Origin of the sequence: Rosistilla carotiformis, assembly GCF_007753095.1 — a bacterium.
Classification (GTDB): Bacteria; Planctomycetota; Planctomycetia; order Pirellulales; family Pirellulaceae; genus Rosistilla; species Rosistilla carotiformis.
Window position 1 is genome coordinate 5,925,656 of sequence record NZ_CP036348.1, and the last position, 24,247, is coordinate 5,949,902.

The 24,247-nt window shown below is 59.6% G+C and carries 17 protein-coding genes; 10 read left to right on the forward strand and 7 right to left on the reverse strand.

Features of this window, described 5'->3' with window-relative positions:
- Positions 1-27 precede the first annotated feature (27 nt).
- Positions 28-2,106, reverse strand: coding sequence for an FAD-dependent oxidoreductase (locus Poly24_RS21465; RefSeq protein WP_145100461.1), 2,079 nt, complete (start codon positions 2,104-2,106; stop codon positions 28-30).
- 168 nt (positions 2,107-2,274) lie between these two features.
- A complete protein-coding gene (locus tag Poly24_RS21470; RefSeq protein ID WP_145100464.1) occupies positions 2,275-3,195 on the reverse strand; it encodes a hypothetical protein in 921 nt (306 codons plus the stop codon).
- A gap of 276 nt (positions 3,196-3,471) precedes the next feature.
- Here Poly24_RS21470 and Poly24_RS21475 point away from each other — a divergent pair, with 276 nt between their 5' ends.
- Positions 3,472-4,674: a hypothetical protein gene (locus tag Poly24_RS21475; protein ID WP_145100467.1), complete on the forward strand. Its 1,203-nt coding sequence runs from the start codon at positions 3,472-3,474 to the stop codon at positions 4,672-4,674.
- 78 nt (positions 4,675-4,752) lie between these two features.
- Here the strand turns inward: Poly24_RS21475 and Poly24_RS21480 are convergent, their stop codons facing one another.
- Both Poly24_RS21480 and Poly24_RS21485 read right to left on the reverse strand, forming a co-directional pair.
- Positions 4,753-6,240 (reverse strand): serine/threonine-protein kinase, encoded by a 1,488-nt coding sequence (locus Poly24_RS21480; protein ID WP_145100470.1) that lies wholly within the window; start codon positions 6,238-6,240, stop codon positions 4,753-4,755.
- Between the two features lie 99 nt (positions 6,241-6,339).
- Positions 6,340-6,630: a transcriptional regulator gene (locus Poly24_RS21485; protein ID WP_145100474.1), complete on the reverse strand. Its 291-nt coding sequence runs from the start codon at positions 6,628-6,630 to the stop codon at positions 6,340-6,342.
- 471 nt (positions 6,631-7,101) lie between these two features.
- Between Poly24_RS21485 and Poly24_RS21490 the strand changes: the two genes are divergently transcribed.
- Positions 7,102-9,663 carry a hypothetical protein gene (locus Poly24_RS21490; RefSeq protein ID WP_145100477.1) on the forward strand — a complete coding sequence of 854 codons (2,562 nt, stop codon included), beginning with the start codon at positions 7,102-7,104 and terminating at the stop codon, positions 9,661-9,663.
- A 281-nt stretch (positions 9,664-9,944) separates the two neighbouring features.
- Positions 9,945-10,859 carry a sigma-70 family RNA polymerase sigma factor gene (locus Poly24_RS21495; protein WP_145100480.1) on the forward strand — a complete coding sequence of 305 codons (915 nt, stop codon included), beginning with the start codon at positions 9,945-9,947 and terminating at the stop codon, positions 10,857-10,859.
- 18 nt (positions 10,860-10,877) lie between these two features.
- On the opposite strand, the gene Poly24_RS21500 is transcribed toward Poly24_RS21495, so the two are convergent.
- Positions 10,878-11,801 carry a sugar phosphate isomerase/epimerase family protein gene (locus tag Poly24_RS21500; protein ID WP_231753278.1) on the reverse strand — a complete coding sequence of 308 codons (924 nt, stop codon included), beginning with the start codon at positions 11,799-11,801 and terminating at the stop codon, positions 10,878-10,880.
- A gap of 334 nt (positions 11,802-12,135) precedes the next feature.
- Between Poly24_RS21500 and Poly24_RS21505 the strand changes: the two genes are divergently transcribed.
- The 4 genes from Poly24_RS21505 (at position 12,136) to ppk2 (ending at position 16,167) form a co-directional block, all read left to right on the forward strand.
- Positions 12,136-13,395: an LL-diaminopimelate aminotransferase gene (locus Poly24_RS21505; RefSeq protein WP_145100483.1), complete on the forward strand. Its 1,260-nt coding sequence runs from the start codon at positions 12,136-12,138 to the stop codon at positions 13,393-13,395.
- Between the two features lie 94 nt (positions 13,396-13,489).
- On the forward strand, positions 13,490-14,011 hold the full coding sequence (gene purE, locus Poly24_RS21510) for a 5-(carboxyamino)imidazole ribonucleotide mutase (RefSeq protein ID WP_145100485.1): 522 nt from the start codon (positions 13,490-13,492) through the stop codon (positions 14,009-14,011).
- A complete protein-coding gene (locus Poly24_RS21515; RefSeq protein ID WP_145100488.1) occupies positions 14,008-15,150 on the forward strand; it encodes a 5-(carboxyamino)imidazole ribonucleotide synthase in 1,143 nt (380 codons plus the stop codon). The genes purE and Poly24_RS21515 overlap by 4 nt, the downstream gene beginning before the upstream one ends.
- A 102-nt stretch (positions 15,151-15,252) precedes the next feature.
- Positions 15,253-16,167 (forward strand): polyphosphate kinase 2, encoded by a 915-nt coding sequence (gene ppk2 / locus Poly24_RS21520; RefSeq protein ID WP_145100491.1) that lies wholly within the window; start codon positions 15,253-15,255, stop codon positions 16,165-16,167.
- Between the two features lie 63 nt (positions 16,168-16,230).
- On the opposite strand, the gene Poly24_RS21525 is transcribed toward ppk2, so the two are convergent.
- Positions 16,231-16,686 carry a DUF1569 domain-containing protein gene (locus tag Poly24_RS21525; RefSeq protein WP_145100494.1) on the reverse strand — a complete coding sequence of 152 codons (456 nt, stop codon included), beginning with the start codon at positions 16,684-16,686 and terminating at the stop codon, positions 16,231-16,233.
- Positions 16,687-16,863: 177 nt separating this feature from the next.
- On the reverse strand, positions 16,864-17,946 hold the full coding sequence (locus Poly24_RS21530; RefSeq protein ID WP_145100497.1) for a formylglycine-generating enzyme family protein: 1,083 nt from the start codon (positions 17,944-17,946) through the stop codon (positions 16,864-16,866).
- 178 nt (positions 17,947-18,124) lie between these two features.
- On the opposite strand from Poly24_RS21530, the gene Poly24_RS21535 reads away from it, so the two are divergent.
- The 3 genes from Poly24_RS21535 to Poly24_RS21545 all read left to right on the forward strand — a co-directional run bounded on the left by Poly24_RS21535 (position 18,125) and on the right by Poly24_RS21545 (position 24,236).
- Positions 18,125-18,721, forward strand: coding sequence for a sigma-70 family RNA polymerase sigma factor (locus Poly24_RS21535; RefSeq protein WP_145100500.1), 597 nt, complete (start codon positions 18,125-18,127; stop codon positions 18,719-18,721).
- Positions 18,718-20,472 carry a FecR domain-containing protein gene (locus Poly24_RS21540; protein ID WP_197452084.1) on the forward strand — a complete coding sequence of 585 codons (1,755 nt, stop codon included), beginning with the start codon at positions 18,718-18,720 and terminating at the stop codon, positions 20,470-20,472. The genes Poly24_RS21535 and Poly24_RS21540 overlap by 4 nt, the downstream gene beginning before the upstream one ends.
- A 68-nt stretch (positions 20,473-20,540) precedes the next feature.
- On the forward strand, positions 20,541-24,236 hold the full coding sequence (locus tag Poly24_RS21545) for a DUF1553 domain-containing protein (protein WP_145100505.1): 3,696 nt from the start codon (positions 20,541-20,543) through the stop codon (positions 24,234-24,236).
- Positions 24,237-24,247 lie beyond the last annotated feature (11 nt).

Consider the following 24,247-nt stretch of genomic DNA (forward strand, 5'->3'; position numbering starts at 1 on the left):
GTGGCCAAGGCCCTGCAACTTCGATTGCTACTTCGGTACCGGTAGGAACTGGACCGCATCGACGACGACATACCCATCGGCGTCGCGCGTGCCGACTTCGACCGTTGCATCGCGATCAAAATTGAAAACGCCGATCTTTGTAAACAGCCCGTCGATTTCGGGCGGCTTGCGCTGGTTGACCGTATGCGTCGAATCCCCTTGCGCGTGCGTGACCTTCACCGGAACCGCTGTCGCGCGGTTGTTGTTTGGTGGATAGGAAACCCGGACTTCATAACGTCCCGGCTTCAGTTCGGTCTGGAAACGAACGACCTTCTCTCCCGGTTGCTCGTTTTGATTGTGAACGTATCCGCTGTCGACGTACTTCGTATTCGCTCCCGAGTGCTCCCATCTGCCGATCAACCGGGCGGTGTGATCATCGACGACGACGCCAGGCAGTTTCCGCGATGAAATCCGATGGGGATCTTCTAACTGAAGCACCTGTCCGTCGGCAACCAGTCGCTGCTGCAAGACGTCATAAGGTACATCCTGAACGGCTTCGCCACGCTCCAACGCGATGCACGCCGCGGTCGCTGCGGATTGGCCCAAGATCATGAAGACCGGCTCCATGCGAATCGAACCAAACGCGATGTGGCTGGAAGAGACGCAAACCGGGACCAGCAGATTTTCGCACTGTGCCTTTTTCGGGACCAATGCACCGTAGGCAACCTTATAGGGACGGGGCGTGTGGACGCCGATGTCCCCCTCGTTCTGCACCTGGCCATCGGCCGTCACATAGCGTCGAACGTTATGCGAATCGAGCGTGTACGAGCCCATGCCGACCGAATCGGGAGTTTCCTTCCGATCCAAACAATCGTGTTCGGTCATCACATATTCGCCGATCATCCGTCGGGCTTCGCGAATGTACAGCTGATGCGGCCAGCCGCCATTGTCCAAGAACTCATCCTTGGGCAAGCCCCACTTGGACATCGCTTCACGAACCTCCAACGGCACCTTCGGATCGTTCGCCATAAAATACATCAACCCCTGCTGATAAACCTTATGCTCTTCGATGATCTCCTGACGACGCTCGTAGTCGGCGTCGGGGTAGTCATAATTCATCCCGATGTTGTCGGTACTGAAGGGACCGTGGTTGTTGGTGTCGGTTTTGTAATTCGGCATCGGATCAAATTTGCGGAACATCTCCCGCCACCCCGCATCGAAGACACGGACCAACAACTGATAACGTGCCCGGTCGTAGCCCTCGGGTTTTGGAAAAGGGATTCGGTTCTCGGGGACGTTTGTCAAACACATTCGAAAACAATACGCCTGCACCCGGTGATCCCCTTCGCCACGCGTGCCTGGCGGTTCGTCGCTAATCCCGGGCAACAATTCACCGCCGATGTCGCGTGACTTGAGGTAGGGATCGATCGGTTCTTTGAACCAGTGCGCGTGATGCAACACGCCAACTTGGTTGCCGTTCCACGTTTCGCCGTAGACGGCATTTGCTTCGCGGCCGACGTGGTAGTCGACTCCGGCGGTCGCCATCAAATCGCCTTCGTAAGTCACGTCGATGAACATCTTGCCATGAAAGACATCGCCTTTCAGCGTTCGGATCGATTCGATCCGCCCCGCCTTGCTGACCACGCCGCCGTCGCGATCGAGCCATTGATCGCGATAGACAGGAATCTTCTCTTCCGCGACCCAGTTGTCGTAGATTTGTTCGGCAACATGGGGTTCAAAGACCCACATCCTCGCCTCATCTCCATCGCCCCCGAGACCACTTTGATTTTTGTTGCCAAACTTCGCCTGCTCTTCCCAATTCCAAGCCGACGGTTTTTGATAGTGCTTCCAAACGCGATGATAGAATTCGCCGCTTAGTCCACCGATCGCGTTCTTGTTTCCCGAATCGGTCCAACCAAGGCCGCCCGCGGTCAGGCCACCCAGGTGCTTATCGGGACTGACGATCACGACCGACCGACCCATTTGCGTCGCCTGAACTGCCGTGGTCACCGCAGCGCTGGTGCCGCCATAAATCACGATGTCGTGATGGTATTCTTTGGCTAAGGCATGGGAAAATGAGAAACTTAATAGCGCAGCGGTGGCGCAGAAGATGGATTTGATTTGCATGAGTTGGGGGGTCTGCAAAAGGCGTAAAAGAGCGGATGCAACGGCGTGCAATGAAACGCACAGAAGAACGCCATTTTGGTCGCTCGGTTGCCAACAAGCAAGCTTTGCAGCGAAACGGGCCAGGACTCGCCCAGCCCTTCTCACGCCTGACGTCTGACGCCTGAAAAGCTATTGAGCGGCGGCGCGAAAGACATCCATCAAGTTGCCCGGCTGCGATTTCACCTCGGGGACCGCTACCGGCTTGATCGGCTCCGGCTTGCTGGGCACAGGTTGCGTGAACAAGGCTTGGGCGGGGCCACCGGATGCGGTCGGTGTCGCCATCGAATATTGAGCTCCAGCCGGAACCGCGGTTGCCGTCGCCCCGAAAGCGACTGCCGGCACGACGCGGCTTTCCGGATATTCGGGCCGTTGGTTCGCGGGCGCCGCGAGATTGGGAGAACAGCATTGGCAATGGTTCAACGCGACGGCTGCCTGAGAGCGCACCGCGTCAACCATCTCGCCTGGGTTTCCGTCGACGTCGGTCCCCGCAATGCAGACCTGCAGCGCTTTGACCAGCGGCGGCGTGCAGACCGGTAGCGTCGCGATCGTCTTGGCCGCTTCCAAGCGCACGCAGACCGAAGAGTCGGCGCGGAGCGCGGAGATCAACGTCGCTTCGGCTTCCGGATAATAACGGACATCGAGTCCTTGCAGTTGAGCGATTGCAGCCTGCCGCTGCGGAGCCTGCAGTTCAACCGCTTTCACCTGCGCGGCGGTTCCCTCGGGACCGGGCTGCTCCTGTTCCCCGGGCAGCGGCATCTTTTCGCCCGGGATCATCCCACCGGTTAGCGCACTCAACGGCCGCAGCAATCCATCCAACAACTGGCAGACAGGTGAAGCTCGCAGATGAGCGCAAACGCCCCGGCGCGCCGCCGCCATCGACTCGATCATCGTCGGCTTCGGCGGATACGACTGGACCACCAAGCCAGAGAGGCTGATCGGCTCCGGTTCCGATGGAGCTGGCAACGTTTGCTGGGCGGAGACCCAAGCGCCAGGCAAGCCCAATGCGAAGGCAAGCATCAGCGTGGCGGCGGTTCGAAGGGCCAGTCGCATCCCAATCCCCAAAACGGAAACAAGTTTCAAAGCAAGAGGTGCATTGCTAGCGGCAAAAACCGCCGGTCGCACCCGATGGAAGCACTGTTAACGATTCCGACGACGACGCGTCAAGGTCGCTCACAAACTTGAAAATAAAAGCCGATCGGCCTTGAGCTACCGTCCCGTTCTAACCTACAACCCCCCCGCCAGATCGAGCGTTCGAGCACATTACTCGCTGACCGTCGAGGTCCATGAAATGCTCGCGGATTGCTAACCGAAGCCATAAGATACCGGATGCCGTCATCGTCACTCTGCCGATCCACGATCCTGCCGCTGATGTGGTTGGTGGGGATCGTTGCAGTCGGACAAGAACCGCGGAGCTTGCAGCAACCTAGCAGCGCCGCCGCCACGGCGGGGACTCCGCAATTGCTCCCCTCACCAAGCTCCCCGCTGCAACAACCCGAATATCCGGGGGCCACCGTCGGCGAACCGATCGTGTTGACCGACCAACCGCTGACCGGTATCGGATACTGCGATTCGGGATTCTGCGGTTCCTGCAGCGACGACGGTTCCTGCGTTTCCTGCGGAACCAACAATTCAAACAACGACACATTCAGCGGCCGATTGTATTCCGCCTTTTCGGCAGCACTATGCGAAGCCGATCCGTGTTACATGCCTGAATGGCACCTGCTCGAATCCGCCTCGTTCTGGGTCGATTCGGCTCGCACGCAAAACCGTACACGCGTCCGCTGGGATTATGGGATCGACATGATCCTGCCCGATCGCAGCGAATATTTCATGGCCAAGATCGGCGGCAAAGGCCCCTCGCCGCAACCCGGATCCGCCTCCATCAACCAACTCGACTACCACGAGATGAGTCTGTATGCCGAGACCGCGCACGGGAAATTTTCGATGTTCACGGTCACCCCCTATCGATCGCTGTACATGGAACAGGCCGGGCATGGCGCGGGATTTGGCGACATCCAAATCGGTACCAAAAGCATGCTGCACGATACGCGGATGCTGCAGGTCACGATGCAAACGACGACGACGATTCCCACAGGCAAAGCCCGAAATGGTGTCGGCGCTGGACACATGTCGCTGGAACCGGCGTTGTTGATGGGGTTGGCCCTCACCGATCGCGATTTTCTGCAAGCGCAGGTCGCCGAATGGATACCGTTGGGAGGGGACGCGGAATACGCCGGCGCTCTCCTGCGTTGGGGCGTCGCCTGGAACCGAATTTTTTGGCAACGCGACCCGGACAATTTGATGACCGTCAACCTCGACTTTGTCGGTTGGTCGTTTCAAGATGGGGCTTACACCGATCCGGTTCTCGGAACCCAGTCGTCAAGCAACGAGACCTACCTGTATGTCGGCCCCGGCACGCGCTTTCTTTTCTGTGGAAAGTTTGAGTTCGGCATCGGTGGACTCTACGCATTGTCGGAGCGTCATTTTGCCGAACATCTGATGCGTACCGAATTAACGATCCGGTACTAAACCGACGCGACGCCAGTCCAGCACAAACCTTTGTAGCGCGAAGGTTCGCGGGCTCGAAGGCCTGACGATGACGCCAGGTTAGATGAATTCTTCGCGTTTGGGTCGACCGGCCAGCAACCGTTGCAGGATGCTCCGCATTTCCCGTACCTTCAACGGCATCGACATCAGAACGCGGTGGGAGGACAGTTTGGCATTCCGAATTACATTCTGCTGCGATTGATCGGCCAATAGCACCGCGGGAATGTCGGCGGTGTGTTCGTCTTCAGCAAAACGATTGAACGCTTCCATCGCGAGCGATCCCAGTTCCGAAGCCGAGAAGATCACACAATCGGCGGGGGGATCGTCGCCCGGCACAAACCGGCCTAGCGCTCGGGTGGGATCGGAAATCACCAGAACGCGATAACCACGCTTCTTCAGCCGATCGCGAACCACGTCTTGCAACGAGGCCTTCGATTCGACCAACATCACAATCCGGCCTTCCCCTTCATTGGTCGGCATCTCGCCCGCCGGAGCGCTCGGCGTGACGGGGATCCCCTGGCGGATCTGCTTCATCCGTTCCAACGCCTGCTTCCCTTCCATCTGCAACGCAGCGGCGCTTTGCAAACGTTTCTCGGGATCAAATTCCAATGCTTTGGCAACCACTTGGATCGCAGGGACCGGAATGGTGGGATCGACTTGCCCAAGTGGCTTGATGTCTTGGAACCGGCTCACGTTGAGGCGTTTCATCCGCTCCCGCGTCTCCAGCAACGGCGGCTCGCCGCACAACATCGTGTACAGCATCGCACCGGCAAAGTAGACGTCGCTGCGCGGATCGTCCTTGCGAACATTGGTCCCCCGTTCCAACGCGGCATAATCGATCGCCCGCGCGTTGGGGCAATCGGCCACCTTTTCGGGATTGTCTCGATCGGCCAACGCCGCCAAGCCGAAATCGACAAGCTTCGCCCTGCCTTCGGAGGAGACCAAAACGTTCGACAATTTCAAGTCGCGATGCGAAATCCCAAGCGATGCCGCATAAGACAGCCCCGATGCAATATCGACCAACAACTTCATCGCGATCTCGGGCTGCAGCTTGCCCCGGATCCGGACCAGATCGCGAAGCGTCTCTCCCTCGACAAACTCCATCACCATGAAGGGGTTCATCACATTGGGATCGACTTCGTAGATCGAAACGATGTTCGGATGCCGCAGCCGCAACCCCATCCTCCCCTCGCGAAGAAACTGCTCCATCTGAGCCACTTCGTCGCGGTACCGCTTCCGCAGCACCTTCAAAGCGACAACCTGATTGGTCTCGCGATGGGCGGCGCGATAGACACGGGCAAAGGTTCCCGCTCCGATCAGGTACATGACTTTATATTTGCCGTAGAAATAGCCTGAACGCTCACCGCGGCGAAGCTTATCCAGTTGCAGGTTCGTCAACAGTCCCTTGCCATGCAAGATGTTGATGAAGTCCTGAATCGTCGATTCGCCCGTCCCGACTTCCGAACGCGCCGCCTCCACTTCAGCCATCGGTGCCAGGCCGAGGTCGACGATCCGGGAAGCGAGTTGTTCAGGGGTGAAGTCAATCATTTTCTTGTCGTGTCGCGTACCTGCGATTGGGGAGGGACCAAATTTCTGCAACCCGGCCGACGCGATTGCGGCAATGCCTAGGAAGCTGGAACGCTTGGTCTATTCGTGATCGCCGTTGCTGGAGCCTTCGATCTGATCCCGCAGCGAATCGCGTTCACGACGCGTCGCTTCCAAATCGAAGACCAAATATTTCATGTCCAACCGCAACTGGGCCAACGCCTCTTGCACCAGATTCAAGATTCGGCGACGACGCGAACTGCATTCGACGACGCGAAGCAGTGCCGGAGCAATGGTTTCCCGATGTTCTTGGGGGAGAGTATCGAACGCTTGGATCAGCTCTTGAATTTCGATCGGGGTGTCTTCGCTGGTGTGGGGTGCGGTGAATGCCATGGGCTCGAACTCTCCGGTAAAAAGAAAAGGTTGTCGTGTGGGTGGTAATTGTGGTAGAGCAGTCTCAGTGCCAAAACTTCCACCCGAACCATGTTTCGAACCGTAACTCCCTTTCCGGTAACGACTTATAGCGAATCAGCCCCATTGGTCGGCATCTCATGAGGTTGCAAAAACGCAACACTCCGGTCCTCCAACATTGCCGCAAGCCGTTGTCCTTAAACGACTTAACGATTTGACCCTACACATCCCCATCGCGATGCTTTCAATCAACAGATGACGCGACAGCACCACCTTATTGGCATCCGCAGGCAAAGTGCTTCGAGCACCTCCGCTGATAACCATCTTCCGCAAAGGGAGTCGGGTGGTCAACATTTGGTCTGGGCAACCTTAGCGATTGCGGTACTTTCTCCGCTGTTTTTCCCAAAATATTCCCCTGCCCAGATCCAAGACTCCTTCGATGGCGGGGCTCCGGTGTGGCAACTGGACCGCGAAGACTGTGGTGCGCAGATCATCACCCATCAACGGATCGCCGCTGGCGGCCGCGACGCGGGGCCATGCGAATCGCTTTCCATCCAAACCGGTTCGGGAACGCGAGCGGAATTCATCTACAGGATCGTCCCAACCGAGGTGATCAACGAACTGGTGGCCTCGGTCTGGTATTGGGCGCAACGTCCCGGCGCACGCCTTTCGCTGCGCGTGCGATTCCCGTTCGCCTTGGATCCACGAACCGGCCAACCCGCGATCGCCCGGATCGGCAACGTGGAATACACCCAACCGGGACAATGGCAGCAACTGTCGTTAACCAATGCGTATCAACAATTGGTCGTGCAGCAAGCAGTCGTCCGGAACGCGCTGGGGCGTGAGGTCGATCTGCGACAACCCTACATCGACGCCGTCACGATCAATACCTACGCGGGACCTGGCACCGAGAACCTACGCATCGACGACCTACGCATCGATCGCGCGCTGCCGGTGCAATTGAACCGCTTGGAAAACCGCGGCGCGATCGCAAGCTCAGCGTCCGACACAACACGCCCTGCGTTTCCTGGAGGCGTTGTCAAACGGTTCCTGGAGTACAACGGCGAATCATTGCCATGGCTGAAGGCGAACGGTTTTACGGGCATCCTGCTGCAGCGCGTTCCCGACGCGGCAATTCTTCGCGATGCCAACCAAGCGGGTTTAGAGATCATCGCGCCGTACGCCACCGTCGATCGCAAAGATCTCGCCAACCTCTTGGCTCCCGTGATCGCATGGAACCTGGGGGATGCGTTGCTCGAAAAAGATCTTCCCCGCAGCGTCGACATCGCCGGTCGTCTGCGTCGACTGCCCGGCGTGATGCGTCGCGAACTGGTCGCGTTTCCCATCGAATCCCATCGTCAATATCGTTCGGTCAGTGATTGCTTGGCGATCGATCTGCCACCACCTGTCCGCGGCCTAACGCCCGCCGAAGAAACGGCGTGGCAGGCCGAAGCGATTGCCTTGACGGGTCACTCGCCACGTTTCTTAACGGCGATCGCCAGCGGCCCCAGTCGGGCATTGCGCGATCAGATCGAAGGGCTCGCGGCATGCACCGACACCACCCCGATCGACGATTACGGCTGGCATGCGACCTGGCTGCAAACGATGCGTGCTTTGGAAACGTCGCCGCGCGGGATCGTGTTCCGTTCCAGCGGAGCGCTCGACAGTGGCCGGGCCGAAGATTTTCAACGCGCCAACGTGTTGCGGTTGATCAATCGCTACATCGCACTAACGCAAACCATCATCTCGACCGGCGCCGCCACGGCAGAATTGGCCTGTTACGATGCCGCCTACCGCGCCCGCTACCTTCGCAACGGTAACCTGGGACTGATCATCGCGACGTCGACCAGCAGTGTCGGCACAATGCCCCACGCGGGAAACGGCAAGGTGTTGCGAATCGCCATCCCCCCGACCCTCCGAGGTCAACAAATCTTTCGGTTCAGCGGCATGCAACTGGAACGCTTGAAGCTCGACGCCACCCCGGGCGGGTCGACCGTCGACGTCGTCGCGCCCGATTTCGTCGAACTGTTTATCGTCTCCAATGACTCCGCAGCAACCGCCCGCTTTGACCGTCAATTGCATCAAACGTCTAGCCAAATTGGTTTCGATCGCTGGCAACTGGTTCGCGAATCGCTCATGCGAACAACCCGCGATTGGGACGCGATGCGACAGTACGGAATGGCGACGCCCGCGGATCCGGCCTACGCGATCTTGCGTCAGGCCAACCAAGCTTTGGACGAATCGGCCCGGGTCCATCAATCGGGCGACGTCGCGTCGGCCTTTCGACTACTGCGACGCGCCGACGCGTGGGATATTCAAGCCACAGGCCAATTGATCGATGCGTTGGCGTTTGATCAAGACAGACTGGTCAGCCATCCGGCACTGAACGCTCCCAATTCCGCAAGCCTCTACATCGGCATGCTGCCCCAATCGAACCGTGGGCAATGGAAACAAGAGTCGGCCGTCTTAAATCCCTTCGAAAATCCACAACTGTGGGAGCGATCGGGTTGGACACACGATCGACGTCGTGAAGATCTGGCCCAATCCGATGTGCAAATTACCGAACACGAGGAACCGGGCAAAACGGTCCTCAGCCTGTCGGTCCGCAGTCTCAGCGGGCAACCGCTGCCGGGCGGATACGCCGGAACCATGCTGCGCGGTCGCAGCCAAGCGATCCCCTGCAAACAAGGCGACTGCGTTCGGATCGATGCCCGAATCCGAATCCGCACCCACGGGCCGGTCCGTCCCCATCGGGGCGCGTTGATTTATGATTCGTTTGCCGGATCGGAACTCGGCCTCTTTGTCCGCCCCGACAACCGCTGGCACAACATCCGCATGTACCGGGCCGCAACCAACGATCAACCGTTGCAAGCGACATTCGAATTGATCGGCGAAGGTGAATTGCAGCTGGAGCAATTCTCCGTCGCCAAATGGGTTCCCAAATCGGCGGCCCTGCCGATCCGTCCGTTGAACGTCGAACGTTCCGACACGTTGATCTCCGAACCCGCCCGCTAGGCGACAAGCTGCCCCGGGGCCGTGTCGCCCCTCCGGAACGTTATGCCCCTGCGAGGCAAATCCCTGCGCCAACGCACATTCGTTGCGATCGCGCAAATCCGCCCAAGCGTTACGGACAACCTAATTCCGGCATCTTTGCAGAATGACTGAACCGCGGGCCGATAACCTTCAGTAAGGCGAATTTGAAAAATGCTCGTACACTACGGCCTACCATCACGCGACCTCCCAATCCGCGACGGTAGTGCCTTTTGTTTCCTCCTTATTGTGCTGAAGGCAATCCCATGGTCGAAGAACTAGTGGCCGTTGATCCAGGTCTCGAAGATATCAAAGCGGCGCGTTCACGAACGACGGTACGAGCCAAAGACCCCGCGGTCCAATCGCCCCTGGAAACCTATCTTCGCGAGATCAATGAGACGGCCCTGTTGTCGGCCGAAGAAGAGCAGCAACTGGCCGCCGGGATCGCTCAAGGCGATGTGATGGCTCGCGACCGCATGGTCCGCGCCAACCTGCGATTGGTCGTCAACATCGCTCGCGGTTACACCGGCAAAGGGCTGGGGCTGCAAGACCTGATCGAAGAGGGAAACCTGGGGCTGTTACGAGCTGTCGAAGGGTTTGACCCCAACGTCGGCACGCGGTTCAGCACCTACGCCAGCTATTGGATTAAACAGTCGATCAAACGCGCTCTGATCAACAGCGCCAAGACGATTCGGATCCCCGCCTACATGGTTGAATTGCTCAGCAAATGGCGTCGGGCCACGGCGCGGCTGACCGAAGAACTCGGCCGCACCCCGACCAATGAAGAGGTCGCTCGCGTGCTGGGGCTTCCGAAGAAGAAGCTGCCGATCATCAAAAAAGCGATCCGTATCAACAACAGCACTCCGCAGAGCGATCAATCCGAATCGGGATGGTCGCTGGGCGAGATGGTGATGGATGAGAAGCAGAAGAGCCCCGACGACGCGATGCAAGATGACGACATCATGCACCACGCGCTGCAAATGCTCAGCCGCCTGGAATCGCGTGAAGCGACCGTGATCAAGATGCGATTTGGACTCGACGGCAGCGAACCCCACACGCTCAAAGAAATCGGGGCCGAACTGGGGCTGACCCGCGAACGCGTCCGTCAAATCGAAACCGAAGCGCTCAACCGCATGGCCGATGCCCTCAAAGACCCCAAAGAACGTATCGGCCTGGCATAAGCGGAACGCCCTCGATGGCTACGCCTTCACGATAAAGTTCCGCAGGAAATCATGGCTCTGCCGCAGCGCCGCTTTCCGCGATTCCAACGTCCCTTCGTACGCCCGATCTTCGACCTCCACGCAGACCGGGCCGGCATACCCACTGTCCCCCAAGACCGACAGAAAACGTCCCCAATCGATCTCGCCAAGCCCCGGCAGTTTGGGACAGTGGTATTCCAGCGGATTGGCCATGATGCCAACTTGGTTCAAGCGATGCCGATCGACGCGGACATCCTTGGCGTGGGCGTGGAAGATCCGATCGGCAAAGTCCCACACCGGTTGGATGTGATCGATCTGCTGCCAGACCAGGTGCGAGGGATCGAAGTTCAAACCGAAGTGATCGCTTGGGATCGCATCGAACATCCGTCGCCAGATCGCCGGCGTCGTCGCCAGATTCTTGCCGCCGGGCCATTCGTCGTCGGTGAAAAACATCGGACAGTTTTCGATCCCGATCCGCACTCCGTGCTGTTCCGCCGCCGCGATGATCGGTCGCCAGGTTTCCAAGAACCGCGGCCAGTTGGCGTCGACCGATTTGGTCCAGTCGCGGCCGACGAAGGTGTTCAATTGCGGGATGCTCAATTGCTGACACGCTTTGATCAGCGCGTACAGATGTTCGACCGCCGCTGCCGCTTCGTCCAGATCGCCAGCCAGCGGATTCGGATAATAACCGAGTCCCGAGATCGCCACGCCATGCTTTTGCGTGAGCGCCCCGATCGCGTCGACCTCCGCCGGCCCCAGCGCCGCGGTATCGATATGCGTGATCCCGGCATACCGCCGCTCCGCCTTTCCCTGCGGCCAACACATCACCTCGACACAGTCGTAACCGATCTCCGCGGCAACGGCCAACACCTCGTCCAAAGACAACTCGGGCAGAATCGCACTCACAAAACCTAATTGCAACACAGCGGTCAAACTCCTTCAAATCGGTCCAAGCGGAGAGGGATGCCCCGCGGCGACGCCGCACCGGCGACCACCTCGGCCCCAACCACGAGGCACCGTCAAGCGAGGGTTAGGTAAGCGATGTACTTCCGGATCCCCGAGCGGGACGCAACGAAAACGCTGGATTATACGGGCTGATTCGCGCGGTCGGAACCATCGACCGGGCAGCGTACGGGGCCCGCACCATTGCCCAATACAGCCTCGCCCGGTAGATTCGCTGCATATCTTCAAGTCGACTCCCTTGTAGGCTTGGAATCGTCAGGTAAGTCCCCTTCCCAATCAAACATTCCATACGCTGATGTCTACGACCAACTCCGAAACAAACTCCGCGGATCCTTACTTTCAGTCGCTGTTTGCCGAACGGATTGGTGGCAGTGGCTATGGCAAAGGGACGGCGATCTACAAATTCGAAAAGATCAAGCGTGCCAAGCGGAAAGCGTTGGCCGATTTCCCCGATCGCAAGTTGATCGATTTCGGCATCGGTGAAAACGATGGCGTCGCCGACGCGAAGGTCCGCGAGCGGATGGCGGTCGAGATCAACCAGCCCGAAAATCGCGGCTACGCCGACAACGGCATCGGCGATTTCCAGCAGGCGGTCGCTCGGTTCATGCAGCGGAACTTCAATGTCACGCTCGATCCCGCGACCGAAATCAACCACTGCATCGGCAGCAAGACCGCCCTGTCGATGTTGCCCGCCTGCTTCATCAACCCCGGCGACATCACGCTGATGACCGCACCGGGATATCCTGTCGCGGGAACTCACACGACCTATTATGGCGGCACCGTCCATAAGCTTCCGCTGTTGGCCGAAAACAACTTCCTGCCCGATCTCGATTCGATCACCGACGAGATCTGGGAACGCGTCAAGATCCTGGTCCTGAACTATCCGAACAGCCCGACCGGCCGCTTGTGCCCGCCGGAGTTCTTCGAGAAGGTCGTCAAGCTGGCCAAGGAGAAGAAGTTCATCGTCGTGCAAGACGCGGCGCACATCATGTTGACCTTCGACGGACGGCCGACAAGTTTCCTGGAGACTCCCGGCGCAAAGGATGTCGGCGTCGAAGTCCACTCGCTCAGCAAAGGTTTCGACATGATCGGCTGGCGTTTGGGCTGGGTCTGCGGCAATCCAACTCTGGTCCGCGCCTTCTCCGACGTCAAAGACAACTGCGACAGCGGACAATTCATCGCGATCCAAAAGGCAGCGGTGACAGCGCTCGACGACGAATCGATCACAAAGCGAGTGAACGCCAAGTATCGTCGTCGCTTGGAAAAGTTGGTCACGATGCTGAACGAATGCGGCTTCGATTGCCAGATGCCCGGCGGCAGCTACTTCCTGTACACCAAAGCCCCCGTGGCGTCGGCCGACGGCGGCAGCTTCGATTCAGGCGAAGCGGCCAGCCAATATCTGATCACGCAGCACTCGATGGTCACCGTTCCTTGGGACGACGCCGGACCTTACATCCGTTTCAGCGTCACCTACGAAGCGGCGGACGAAGCGGCCGAAGATGCGTTGATGGCTGAATCGAAGAAGCGTCTGATGTCGGCCGGCCTGACCTTCTAGGTAAAGCCGCAAAGCATCTCGTAGCGGAAGTCGTCAAGACTTTCGTCGAACACTTCCGCTACGCCCAGAACTTAAAAACTTGAAGAGAGCTACGATGGCAGATCCTTCGCCAACCGTCGGCGTGATCATGGGCAGCAAGTCCGATTGGGAAACGATGCGGCACGCCGACGCGATGTTGTCGGCGCTGCAGATCCCGCACGAATGCAAAGTCGTTTCGGCGCATCGGACTCCTCAACGGATGTTCGAATACGCTCAAATGGCCGCCGATCGCGGGATCCAAGTGATCATCGCCGGTGCCGGCGGCGCGGCACATCTGCCCGGCATGGTCGCTTCCGAAACGCTGCTGCCCGTGCTGGGAGTGCCGGTTCAGAGCCGCGCGTTGCAGGGACTCGATTCGCTGCTTTCGATCGTTCAGATGCCCGGCGGCGTTCCCGTCGGGACGCTTTCGATCGGGACTTCGGGAGCGAAAAACGCAGCCTTGATGGCGGCCCGGATCCTGTCGCTGACCGATCCCGCGTTGCAACAACGGCTCGCCGATTTTGTCGCTCAACAAACCGCCGACGTCCTTGCCGACGCGGAGATCGAAAACGCAGATCTCGAGGATCTCCAGCGATGAACCCAACAGCGATCGTCTCACCAGGATCGACCATCGGCGTCTTTGGCAGCGGACAATTGGGCCGCATGTTTACGATGGTCGCTAAACAGATGGGCTATCGCGTGGTGATCTATTCGCCCGACGCCGATTCCCCCGCCGGACAAGTTGCCGACCGCGAGATCGTCGCCCAATACGACGACCAATCGGCCGTCGAAGACTTTGCTCGTCAGTGCGATGTGATCACGCTGGAATTCGAAAACATCCCGGTAGAAACCGTCGGCTGGGCCGGAGCGATCACGCCGGTCCATCCCGATGCCCGCGTCCTACACGTGGCTCAAGACCGGATCATCGAGAAGCAAACGCTGGCCGATGCCGGACTGCCGGTGACTCCCTTCCGCCCCGTCTTCAATGCCGACGATGTCCGCCGCGCGGCCGAGGAACTGGGCTACCCGATCGTCCTAAAAACCGCCCGCAGCGGTTACGACGGCAAGGGACAGCGGATCCTTCGCGATCCCGAATCGATCGAACCGGCGCTAGCCGAACTCGGGTCGGACCGCCTGGTCGCTGAAAAGATGATCGACTTTCAGCGCGAAGTCTCGATCCTCGTCTATCGCAGCCGCAACGGCAGCGTGGGGACGTATCCGCTGATCGAAAACCACCACGCCAACCACATCCTCGATTATTCGATCTGCCCCGCCGCCGGCAGCGACACGCTCCGCGACGCCGCGCGACAGATCGCCCTGACGACCGCCAAATCGTTGGATCTCGTCGGCCTGTTGTGCATCGAACTTTTCGTCCAATCGGACGACCGCCTGCTGATCAACGAACTCGCCCCGCGACCTCACAACTCCGGTCACCTCACGATCGAAGCTTTCCCCTGCTGTCAGTACCAACAGTTGTTGCGAGCGATCTGCGGATTGCCACTGGGAACCGAACCGCAAACGCGTCCCGCCGCGATGGCGAACCTTCTGGGAGACGTCTGGGAAGGCGGAGCTCCCGCGTTCGAGAACGCCTTGGCGGTTGAAGCGGTCCAACTGCATTTGTACGGCAAGCAAGACGCTGTACCGGGGCGAAAGATGGGACACCTGACCGCAACGGCCGATTCGATCGAAGCGGCGTTGGCCAATGTACTGGCGGCACGCGACCAGCTGAAACGCTAACACAATCTTCACGGATTGAATCCAGTAACTTCACAAATCTTCTTCGCCCACATTTTACGATGAGGCTCTAAACATCCCCAGCCGCTGCGAAGGAGACGACCATTGAGTGACCAATACGCCGAGCATCTGAATCGACTGCAAGAAGAGTTCCTCGATTCGATCGATGAAGAGATCGAATTGGAGCTAGATGACTCTCGGTTTGAACAGCTGAGCGAACGGGGCGTGGGAGAGAGCGATGCGAAGAAGCTCGCCCGCACGACCTACTTCCGCGAACTGCTGCGGCTGCAACGCGAACTGGTCAAGCTGCAAGATTGGGTCGTCAAAACAAACGCCAAGATCGTCGTGATCTTCGAAGGACGCGACGCGGCGGGGAAAGGGGGCGCGATCAAACGGATCACGCAGCGACTGAACCCACGGGTCTGCAAGGTCGCCGCCCTGCCAGCCCCCAGCGAACGCGAGAAGACGCAGTGGTACTTCCAACGCTTCATCGCCCATCTGCCCGCCGGAGGCGAGATCCTGCTGTTCGACCGCAGCTGGTACAACCGCGCGGGCGTCGAACGGGTGATGGGCTTCTGCACCGATAAAGAATACGAAGACTTCCTGCAAACCGCTCCCGTCTTCGAAAAGATGCTTGTCGATTCGGGAATCCATCTGATCAAATACTGGTTCTCGATCACCGACGAACAGCAAGAGTTCCGTTTCAATTGCCGGATCCACGATCCGTTGAAGCAGTGGAAATTGAGCCCGATGGATCTCGAATCGCGACGTCGATGGGAACAATACACCGTGGCGAAAGAGCGGATGTTGCAAGCGACGCACCGCCCCGAATCCCCATGGTGGATCATCGAAGCGGACGACAAGAAGCGCGCCCGATTGAACTGCATCCGCCATCTGTTGGATCAGATCGATTATGCCGAAGTCGAACAGTCGACCGTCGAACTGCCGAGCCGACAGCGCGAACCCGACTACGAACGCAACCCGATCCCCTCGGATATGATCGTCCCCGCGTTTTATTGATGCGAGCCGAGGCGAGGAGTCTCGATTCGCGGCAGCCCCGCGTCGAACCCACCGCCAGTTAATTCACTCGCGGGCTGCGAGGAAGCCCAGGTGATGCGCCGCGTGGCAGGCGTGGAATTGTTCCAGGGAGGCGTGATCAAATTTCCCAAACCCTGGATGGGGATGCAGGTATCCGGTATGCGTTCGGAACCGCCGGACGCTTTCGGTAAACAGCGCTACCTCTTCGGCGTCGCTCAAATCTTCCGCGGGCACAAAAGTCGAAGCGGTCTTGATCCCCGCGGGCGAATCGCCGCGCAGCAGCTTGGGCAGCATCAACCAGCGCAGCAGCGGCCTCAACGGCTTCCCAATCGCCATCCATTTGGGATAGCCGTCGATGCTCGAATCGATGGTCATCCGCATGTGATTGCAGATCTGCGCTAACGACCAATTGCCGTTGCGTTCATACCCCGACTGCAACAACCGCTGACATTCCGTCGCCGCATCGTCGAGGTTTTCCAAATCTAATTTTCGCCGGGACATGGAATCGTAAAGAACCTTGTTGGTTTGAAGTTGATATAGGAATTCGACACCAGCGTTCCCGCTGTGGCGAAATCTCGCAAGTCCGTGCTCAGGGAAGTCACGATTGTGACGTAGCCCTATCAGCCCCATGCGGACAGTGTTTTGAAGGATTCCCCACCGATGCAAGTCGGGATCTTTTTAATCGCGAACTCCGCGTGGCACGCCTAGACAGATCCGAAAACCGTCACGGGAGTCACCGTAGGCGGGACCTTGCAGTCCCAGTCGAACGGCGCAGCGAGCGTTGCCGGGGACATCGAAATAATTGCCGCCGCGACAGACCGGACGGTAGTTCGAATCGGTCACATACAGCTGCTCATGCCCTCCCTTGGGATCGAAATGATCCAAGACGATCTCCCAAACGCCGCCACACATATCGGCCAGCCCGAAACCATTGCGGCCCTGCGGGCCGTAGTGGTCGACCGGCGAGACGAACGCGAAACCGTCGCTCCACGGAACGTTCGCCAGCGGCCAGATCTTGTTTCGCCCCGGCAGGAAATCGACAGCCGAAATGTTCAACCGCCCTTCGCCTTCTTTCAAATCATTGCCCCACCAGAAATAAGTGCTTTCGCGGCCACCGCGACAGGCATAAGCCCATTCCGCTTCAGTCGGCAGGCGGTATTCGAGCCCCTTCGGCAAGCGGCCGGCCATCCGTTCTCGTTCGGTCAACCAAGCACAGAACGCGCGGCCATCGTTCCAGCTGACGCAGACGACGGGATAGACGCTGCGTAGAGGAAAACCAAAGCCCGGATCGCGCCAACTCTTCCCCGGGCTGGGGATCCACGGATGAGGCGGGGCGATCGCGGAGATCTCCCACTCGGGATCAAAGCAATGCGGCTGGCCTCCCGGCTTTTCCGCATCGGTCACATATCCCGATTCATCGGCGAAGCGGCGGAACTGCCCCACGCTGACCTCGGTCCGTCCCATCCAGAACCCGTCGGCAACGCGCATCGCCCGCGGTTGCTCCCCTTCATAGGACTCGCGTTCGGTTCCCGGCGTCGCGCCGCCTTCGATGCCCGTCGCCCAAGCTCGCTCCTCCGCCGTGCTGCCCATCTTGAATTCGCCCGCGGGAATGAACACCAGCTCCAGATCGACCGCGTCGCCAAGATCGACAATCCGTGTTGCGCCCTGCACCGGATCTTCCGCCAGCCCTCGGTTGACCGCCCCCGTCAACAAAAGAGCAAGAGCGGCAACGGGTACCCAAACATTTCTGAAATCCGACATCGTTCACGGCTCGCATGAGGTGGGGACGCAACTAAATAAAGGGCTGAGTTTAGCCGATCCCAACGCCCCGAGCTTGCCCGCGACGTCTAAAACGTGCAATCCGACATCGCGGTGACTAATTTTCCCAAAAAACGGGCGTCACGGGTAACCTCACCGCCAGTGCTGCCATAATCTACTGATGACCGATCCCCCCCCCTCCAACGACGCCCACCTTGAAGACGCGATCCGCCGCACCCGCGATGGCGACAAGGCTGCTTTCGAAACCGTGATTCGCCGGTTTGAGAAACCGCTGCGCAGTTGGCTGGCTGGCCACGTGCCCCCCGGTATCGATGTCGACGAAGTGGCCCAGCGAACGTTTGTCGCCGCCTATTGCCGGCTGTCCGATTACCAACCCGGCACGCAATTCGCCGCTTGGCTGTTCACGATCGCCCGATTCCAGCTTCGCACCGAAACCACTCGGCTGCGGCGGATCGCCGATTACCATTCGCGTTACGGGCCCGATCTGCTGCAACGCGAATTGGACCGACGCAGCGAGGAAGCTCCCCAGCGCTGGGACACGCGTTTGGATAGCTTGCACCTTTGCCTGGATGCGCTGAGCGAACCGCTCCGCCGTTTCGTCGACTGGCGATACGAAGAAGAAATCCCGCTCGAGGAGATGGCTGCCCGCTGCGGCCGCTCGGTTGCCGCAGTCAAAAAACAACTTTGGAAGGCTCGCCAGGCGCTCCAACAATGCGTGGAAACGCGACTGGCGCGGGCCGATGGAGGTCTGCAATGAACGCTTTCGATCGTTTTGCCCAGCTCTGGACCGACTATCTCGAAGGCGAGCTCGACGAGCAAGGTCTGGCCGAGCTTCGCCAACTGATGGCGGAAGATCCTCGGCGCGTGACGTTGGCGGCTGACATGTTTCAGACGCATCGTTTGTTAGCGTTGGCCGTCGACGAATCCAAATCGCGACAAGATCAGTTTGTCCGCGAAGCGATGTCGCGGCTGCCCGACAATCAGGATGCCTTCGTCCGTCGCGTGATGTCCAACATGGAACCCGATGCGTCGACGTCTGCGACGCCGCCGAAGCGAAACGCGTTTCGTACGAAAGCTGCCGCGATTGGAATCGCCGCCGCCATCATGTTGGCCGCTGTGGCAGCGTTTTACTTCGGAAATCCAACTCAACCGCAGATCGCTCACGATTCCGAGAACCAGCCCATCGGCAGCGCGACCGTGGCAGCGGATGTTCGTTTGGCGAGCAATTCCAATGCGAAGTTCTTCGGCGAACTGTCGCCTCCCGTGGGAGCGGTGCTTGCTGGCGAGCGAGATTATGTGCTGATGAGCGGCATGATCGAAGTTGCCTTCCCCGCCGGCGCGTCGGCGATCCTTGAAGGCCCTGCGGTCTTTCGCGTGATGTCCGACGAATGCCTCGCCTTGGATGTGGGGAGTTGTTCGGTTCACGCCCCCGACGGCGCCGAAGGCTTTCGCGTGGAGACACCCGCCACGCGCGTGGTCGATCGTGGCACGCGGTTCTCGGTAAACGTTTCGGAGACCAGCGAGACCGAGGTGCAAGTGATCGAAGGAGCGGCGGACATCTACGACATCGGTGGCGATGGCGAACCGATGCCCGATCGCGATCCGACGATCCGCATGACCGACGGCGACGCTCAAAAATTCAGCCGCGGCCAGGCCTTTGCCGGCGGTGCGATTCCGTTTGATGCCAGCCGCTATCGCAGCCGACTGCCCGATCGCATCATCGCTTACGAAACAACAACAGCCGCCGAAGATGGAGGCGCAGAAAATCTGACCGGCGTCACGCTGCAGCGCGGTGGCCGCGTCGTGACCGTTCCCGTGGAAGACCTGATTCCGATTCGCGTTGCGTCGTTCAAAGCGACCGAACCGGGGCCGCTTTTTGTTAGCACCGGCCAGACGCTTCCCGACGGACGGATCGGCACCTCTTCGGACCGCAGCCTGGTCACCGGCGCGATCAATCCCGGCGGAAGCCGCGAACCGTTGACGAGCGACCCCGTGTTGAGCGGCCCCGTGTTGAGCGGCCCCGTGTTGAGCGGCCCCTCGGCAACGCCAGGGATGGCGATCCAGTTCGCCAGCCCGGTCGAAAACGGTCCCGGACCCGACGTCGTGTTCTTTGACGTACAAACGTTTTCCAACCCGCCCGATGGCGATGCCTTTCACGTCAGTCCGCTTCGCTTCCGCGAGGGACTGCGATCGCACTCGATCCGCGTCTACGACCTGACGATGGAATCGCCCAACGCGCGGGATCTGACCGCTTTCTACATTCATCAGTTCGCCCAGCCGGTCGATTCGATTGCGGACCTGCAGACGCAGGAGTGTTTCCCCAACGGCAAGGTGCTCAAATTTCGCGGCTTGGCCGTCGGCATCGACCTTTCCGATTTGGGCTACGCCGATGGCCAGCGCGTCGACGGCCTGTTCATTCAAGATGCGATGGACGACCGCCACCACGTCGATCCCGTATTTATTGGAGGCCTGCCAGCGATGGCGGCTGCCTCAGGAGAGACTCCATGATTTCCCCCTTCATCCCTTTGCTCAACCGACCTGCTGGCAGTGCATGCCAGCTCGGAGTTCATTCCCCAATGCACCGATTCTTTCCCACCCTGCTTGTCGTCATTTCGATTGTTGTCGCAACCGCCAGCCGAACGCCCGGTGATTCTCCGCCGGTCGCACGCTGGGACTTTGGCAGCGAAGAAGCGACGCCGATGAAAGCCAACGGCAATCTCCAACGCGACCAGGCCGGCCCGCGTCCGCCGGAGTTCCCCGATTTGGACGCCAGCAACACCGCGGTCCGTTTCGACGGGGGCTACTTCAGCATTCCCGACGCGGGAGCCGACAGCGAGTTCGACTTCACCAACGGCGACGCGATCACGCTGGAAGCTTGGGTCAGTCCGATCGGCGGGATTACTGGTTCGCCGCACGTGGTGATCGGCAAGGGGCGGACCGGTTCTCCGAAATTCGCTCGCGACAACCAGAACTGGGCGTTGCGATTGGCCGGGAAGGGAAGCGAAGCGAAAGTCAATTTCCTGTTCGCGTCGAAGTTAGGCAGCGGCGATCGGCATTGGCATCGTTGGACGTCGAAGCAGAGTTTCCGCACGAACACCGGTTGGTATCACATCGCGATCTCCTATCGTTTTGGCGATCCGAGTTCGATCCGCGGCTACATCAACGGCGAACCGACGCCGGGGACCTGGGATATGGGCGGAGCGACCAAGTTGGCGCCGGTGGTCGACGACGATGAGATCCGCATCGGCAGCGGTTTCAAAGGACTGATCGATGCGGTTGCGGTCCATCGCGAAGTGTTGGACGAAAAAGTCATGGCGGCTCGCTTCCGCCGCGTTGGTGAAGCTCGCATCGCCCGGCTGCAACCCGAAGTTATGCCGCAGTTGCAAGACCTTCCCAAGGGACGCGTGATGTTCCAAATTTCGGGCGGCTTGCCGTCGCGAGAGCGGTGGCTGTATGAAGGCGAGGAATGGCCGGCCGAATCGATGCGTTGGAACGGAGACGAATTCCTGTTGTCGCGGCTTCCGATGGAATACGACAGCTGGGGCATCCGGTCCAGCTGGAAGGCGCCGCTGTTGTTGCGGATGGCGGCCGACGTCGATCTGCCAGCGGGAACACATCCGTTTTTGATGCGGGTTCGCGATCAAGCGCGATTGTGGGTCGACGGCCAATTGGTAGCCAAGACGAAATCGTCGACGGGGCGTCCGCCCGATGGCGAGGAGCCGATGCAGCCGCTGACTCAGCCGCCGTTGCCCGGACATCGACTGCCAGGTTACCGCCAGCAGGAGGTTGTTGGCGAAGCGACGATCGAGACCGAAGGGGACAGCGAAACGCGTCGCTGCCGCGTCGTCTTGGAACTGGTGGTGGGTGGTCCTGGCCGCCGGACCGAAACGGGAGAGATCTGCGTTGCGATGCTCTCTCCCGACGGCAAGCGGTACGACCTGCTGGGTGCCAACGACACACGATTACCACTGACCGACGCGGCCGTTGTGCCAGCGATCGATCGAATCGAACAACAACTCGTTCAACTGGACGACCAGCGACGGCGTGCCGCTGCAGCGTCTGAAGATCCGTATTGGGATCGGCGTCACGAAATCGCGCGGCAATGGGCGGCTGAAAATCCTGCCGACGTGGCTGTCGCAGTGCAGGCTGGCGACGATCAAAATCCGATCGACAGGTTTATCGCCGCAAAGATTGCAGGCGCCGTCGCCGCATCCGCGGACACCGATCCGAAGCAAGCCGAACATTTTCACGGCAAAGTTTTGCCGCTGTTGCGGGAGCAGTGCTTCCGATGTCACGGAGAGAAGAGCAAAGGGGATCTGAAGCTGAACTCGCGCGAAGCGGCGTTGAAGGCTGGCGAATCGGAGATCCCCGCGGTGGTGCCGGGCGATCTCGATGCCAGCGAATTGATTTCGCAAATTCGCAGCGGCGCGATGCCGCCGACCGACGATGGACTCTCCGAACCACAGATTGAACTACTGGAGCAATGGGTTCGCGACGGAGCGGTTTGGCCCGCGCCGCCGCTGGCTGACGCCGATGTCGCGTTGGCGGCGGTCGTCGACGAACAAGCGTTTCTGCGGCGGATCTATCTCGATACCGTGGGCGTTCCGCCGACGTTCGCCGAAGCCCAGGCGTTTCTCGCCGATTCGCATTCCGACAAGCGAACGCGACTGATCGACAGCTTGCTGGACGATCCGCGATACGCCGACCATTGGATGAGTTTCTGGCTCGACGCGCTCGCCGAAAACCCGTCGCTGCTGAACGCATCGCTCAACAGTACCGGACCGTTTCGTTGGTTCGTGTACGAAGCGTTGCGAGACGACAAGCCGCTGGATCGGATGGTGACCGAGCTGCTGATGCTGCGAGGCGGGGCGGCCGAAGGGGGAAGTGCCGGGTTTGGCATCGCCGCCGAAAACGATGCTCCGATGGCGGCCAAAGGGCACATCATCGCATCGGCGTTTTTGGGGATCGAACTGCAATGCGCCCGCTGTCACGATTCTCCCTACCACAGCACTTCGCAACGCGATCTCTATTCGTTGGCGGCGATGATGGGACGCAAGTCGGTCACTGTGCCGAAGACCAGTCGCGTGCCGGATGCGTTTTTTGAAAGCCAAAAAGATCGCGTCTCGCTGATCCAAGTGACGCTGAAGCCGGATGAACCTGTCACCGCCGAGTGGCCTTTCGCCACGGCGACCGGCGCCGTCGATGGTCCCGAGATCGATGCGTTGATGATGAAGCCGTCCGATACGCGGGAACGACTGGCCGCTCTGATCACCACGCCGCAAAACACGCGGTTCGCCGAAGTGATCGTCAATCGGATCTGGAAGCAATTGATCGGTGCGGGCTTGGTCGAACCGGTCCACGATTGGGAGGGGAGCATCGCCAGCCATCCTGGTCTGCTGCAGTGGCTCGCTCGCGAACTGGTCTCCAGCGGTTACGACACCCGTCACATCGTGCGGTTGATCGCGACGTCGGAGACTTACCAACGGGCCGCGACGGGAAAGAATCTCGACGCGTCGGCTGAGATGCGATTTTTTAATGCGACCGAGCGTCGTCGATTGACTGCGGAACAAGTGGTCGATTCGCTGCATCAAGCGACCGGATGCGAGATCGATGTCGAACCGCTGACCTTCGTGCACGACGGCCGCGCCCTGTTGGGCAGCCGGCAAACGCTTGGCAGCCCGAGCCGGGCGTGGATGTTTGGCGATCTAAAGAATGAACGCGATCGACCTAGCTTGTCGCTCCCCAAGGCGCGGGCTGTCGTCGACGTGTTGGAAGCCTTCGGTTGGACCGGAGCCCGGCAGATGCCGATCGTCGACCGCGAGACCGATCCGAACGTCTTGCAGCCTGGCATCCTCGCCAACGGTACACTTTCGATGAACCTAACGCGGGCCGCTTATAAAAGCGATTTGGCGGAACTGGCGATCGATGCCGATTCCCCCGACCAGCTTGTCGACACGCTGTTCCTACGATTTTTATGTCGCACGCCAACCGAAGCCGAACGCCAAGCGTTCACATTGGCGTTGGCCGATGGCTTCGACGCGCGGATCGTCCTGGACGACGAGGTCGTGATGCCCGAGCCGCCACCGCGGCTGCAACAGGTGACGTGGTTTAACCATCTGCGTCCGAAGGCAAATGAAATTCAAGTTGAAATGGAACGCCGCGCAAACGCGGGCCCAATCCCCCACCCCCGGCTGCAAGCAGATTGGCGAGAGGTCTACGAGGACATCGTCTGGAGCCTGGTAAACCACCGTGAATTTGTTTGGATTCCGTAACGGAGAGACTC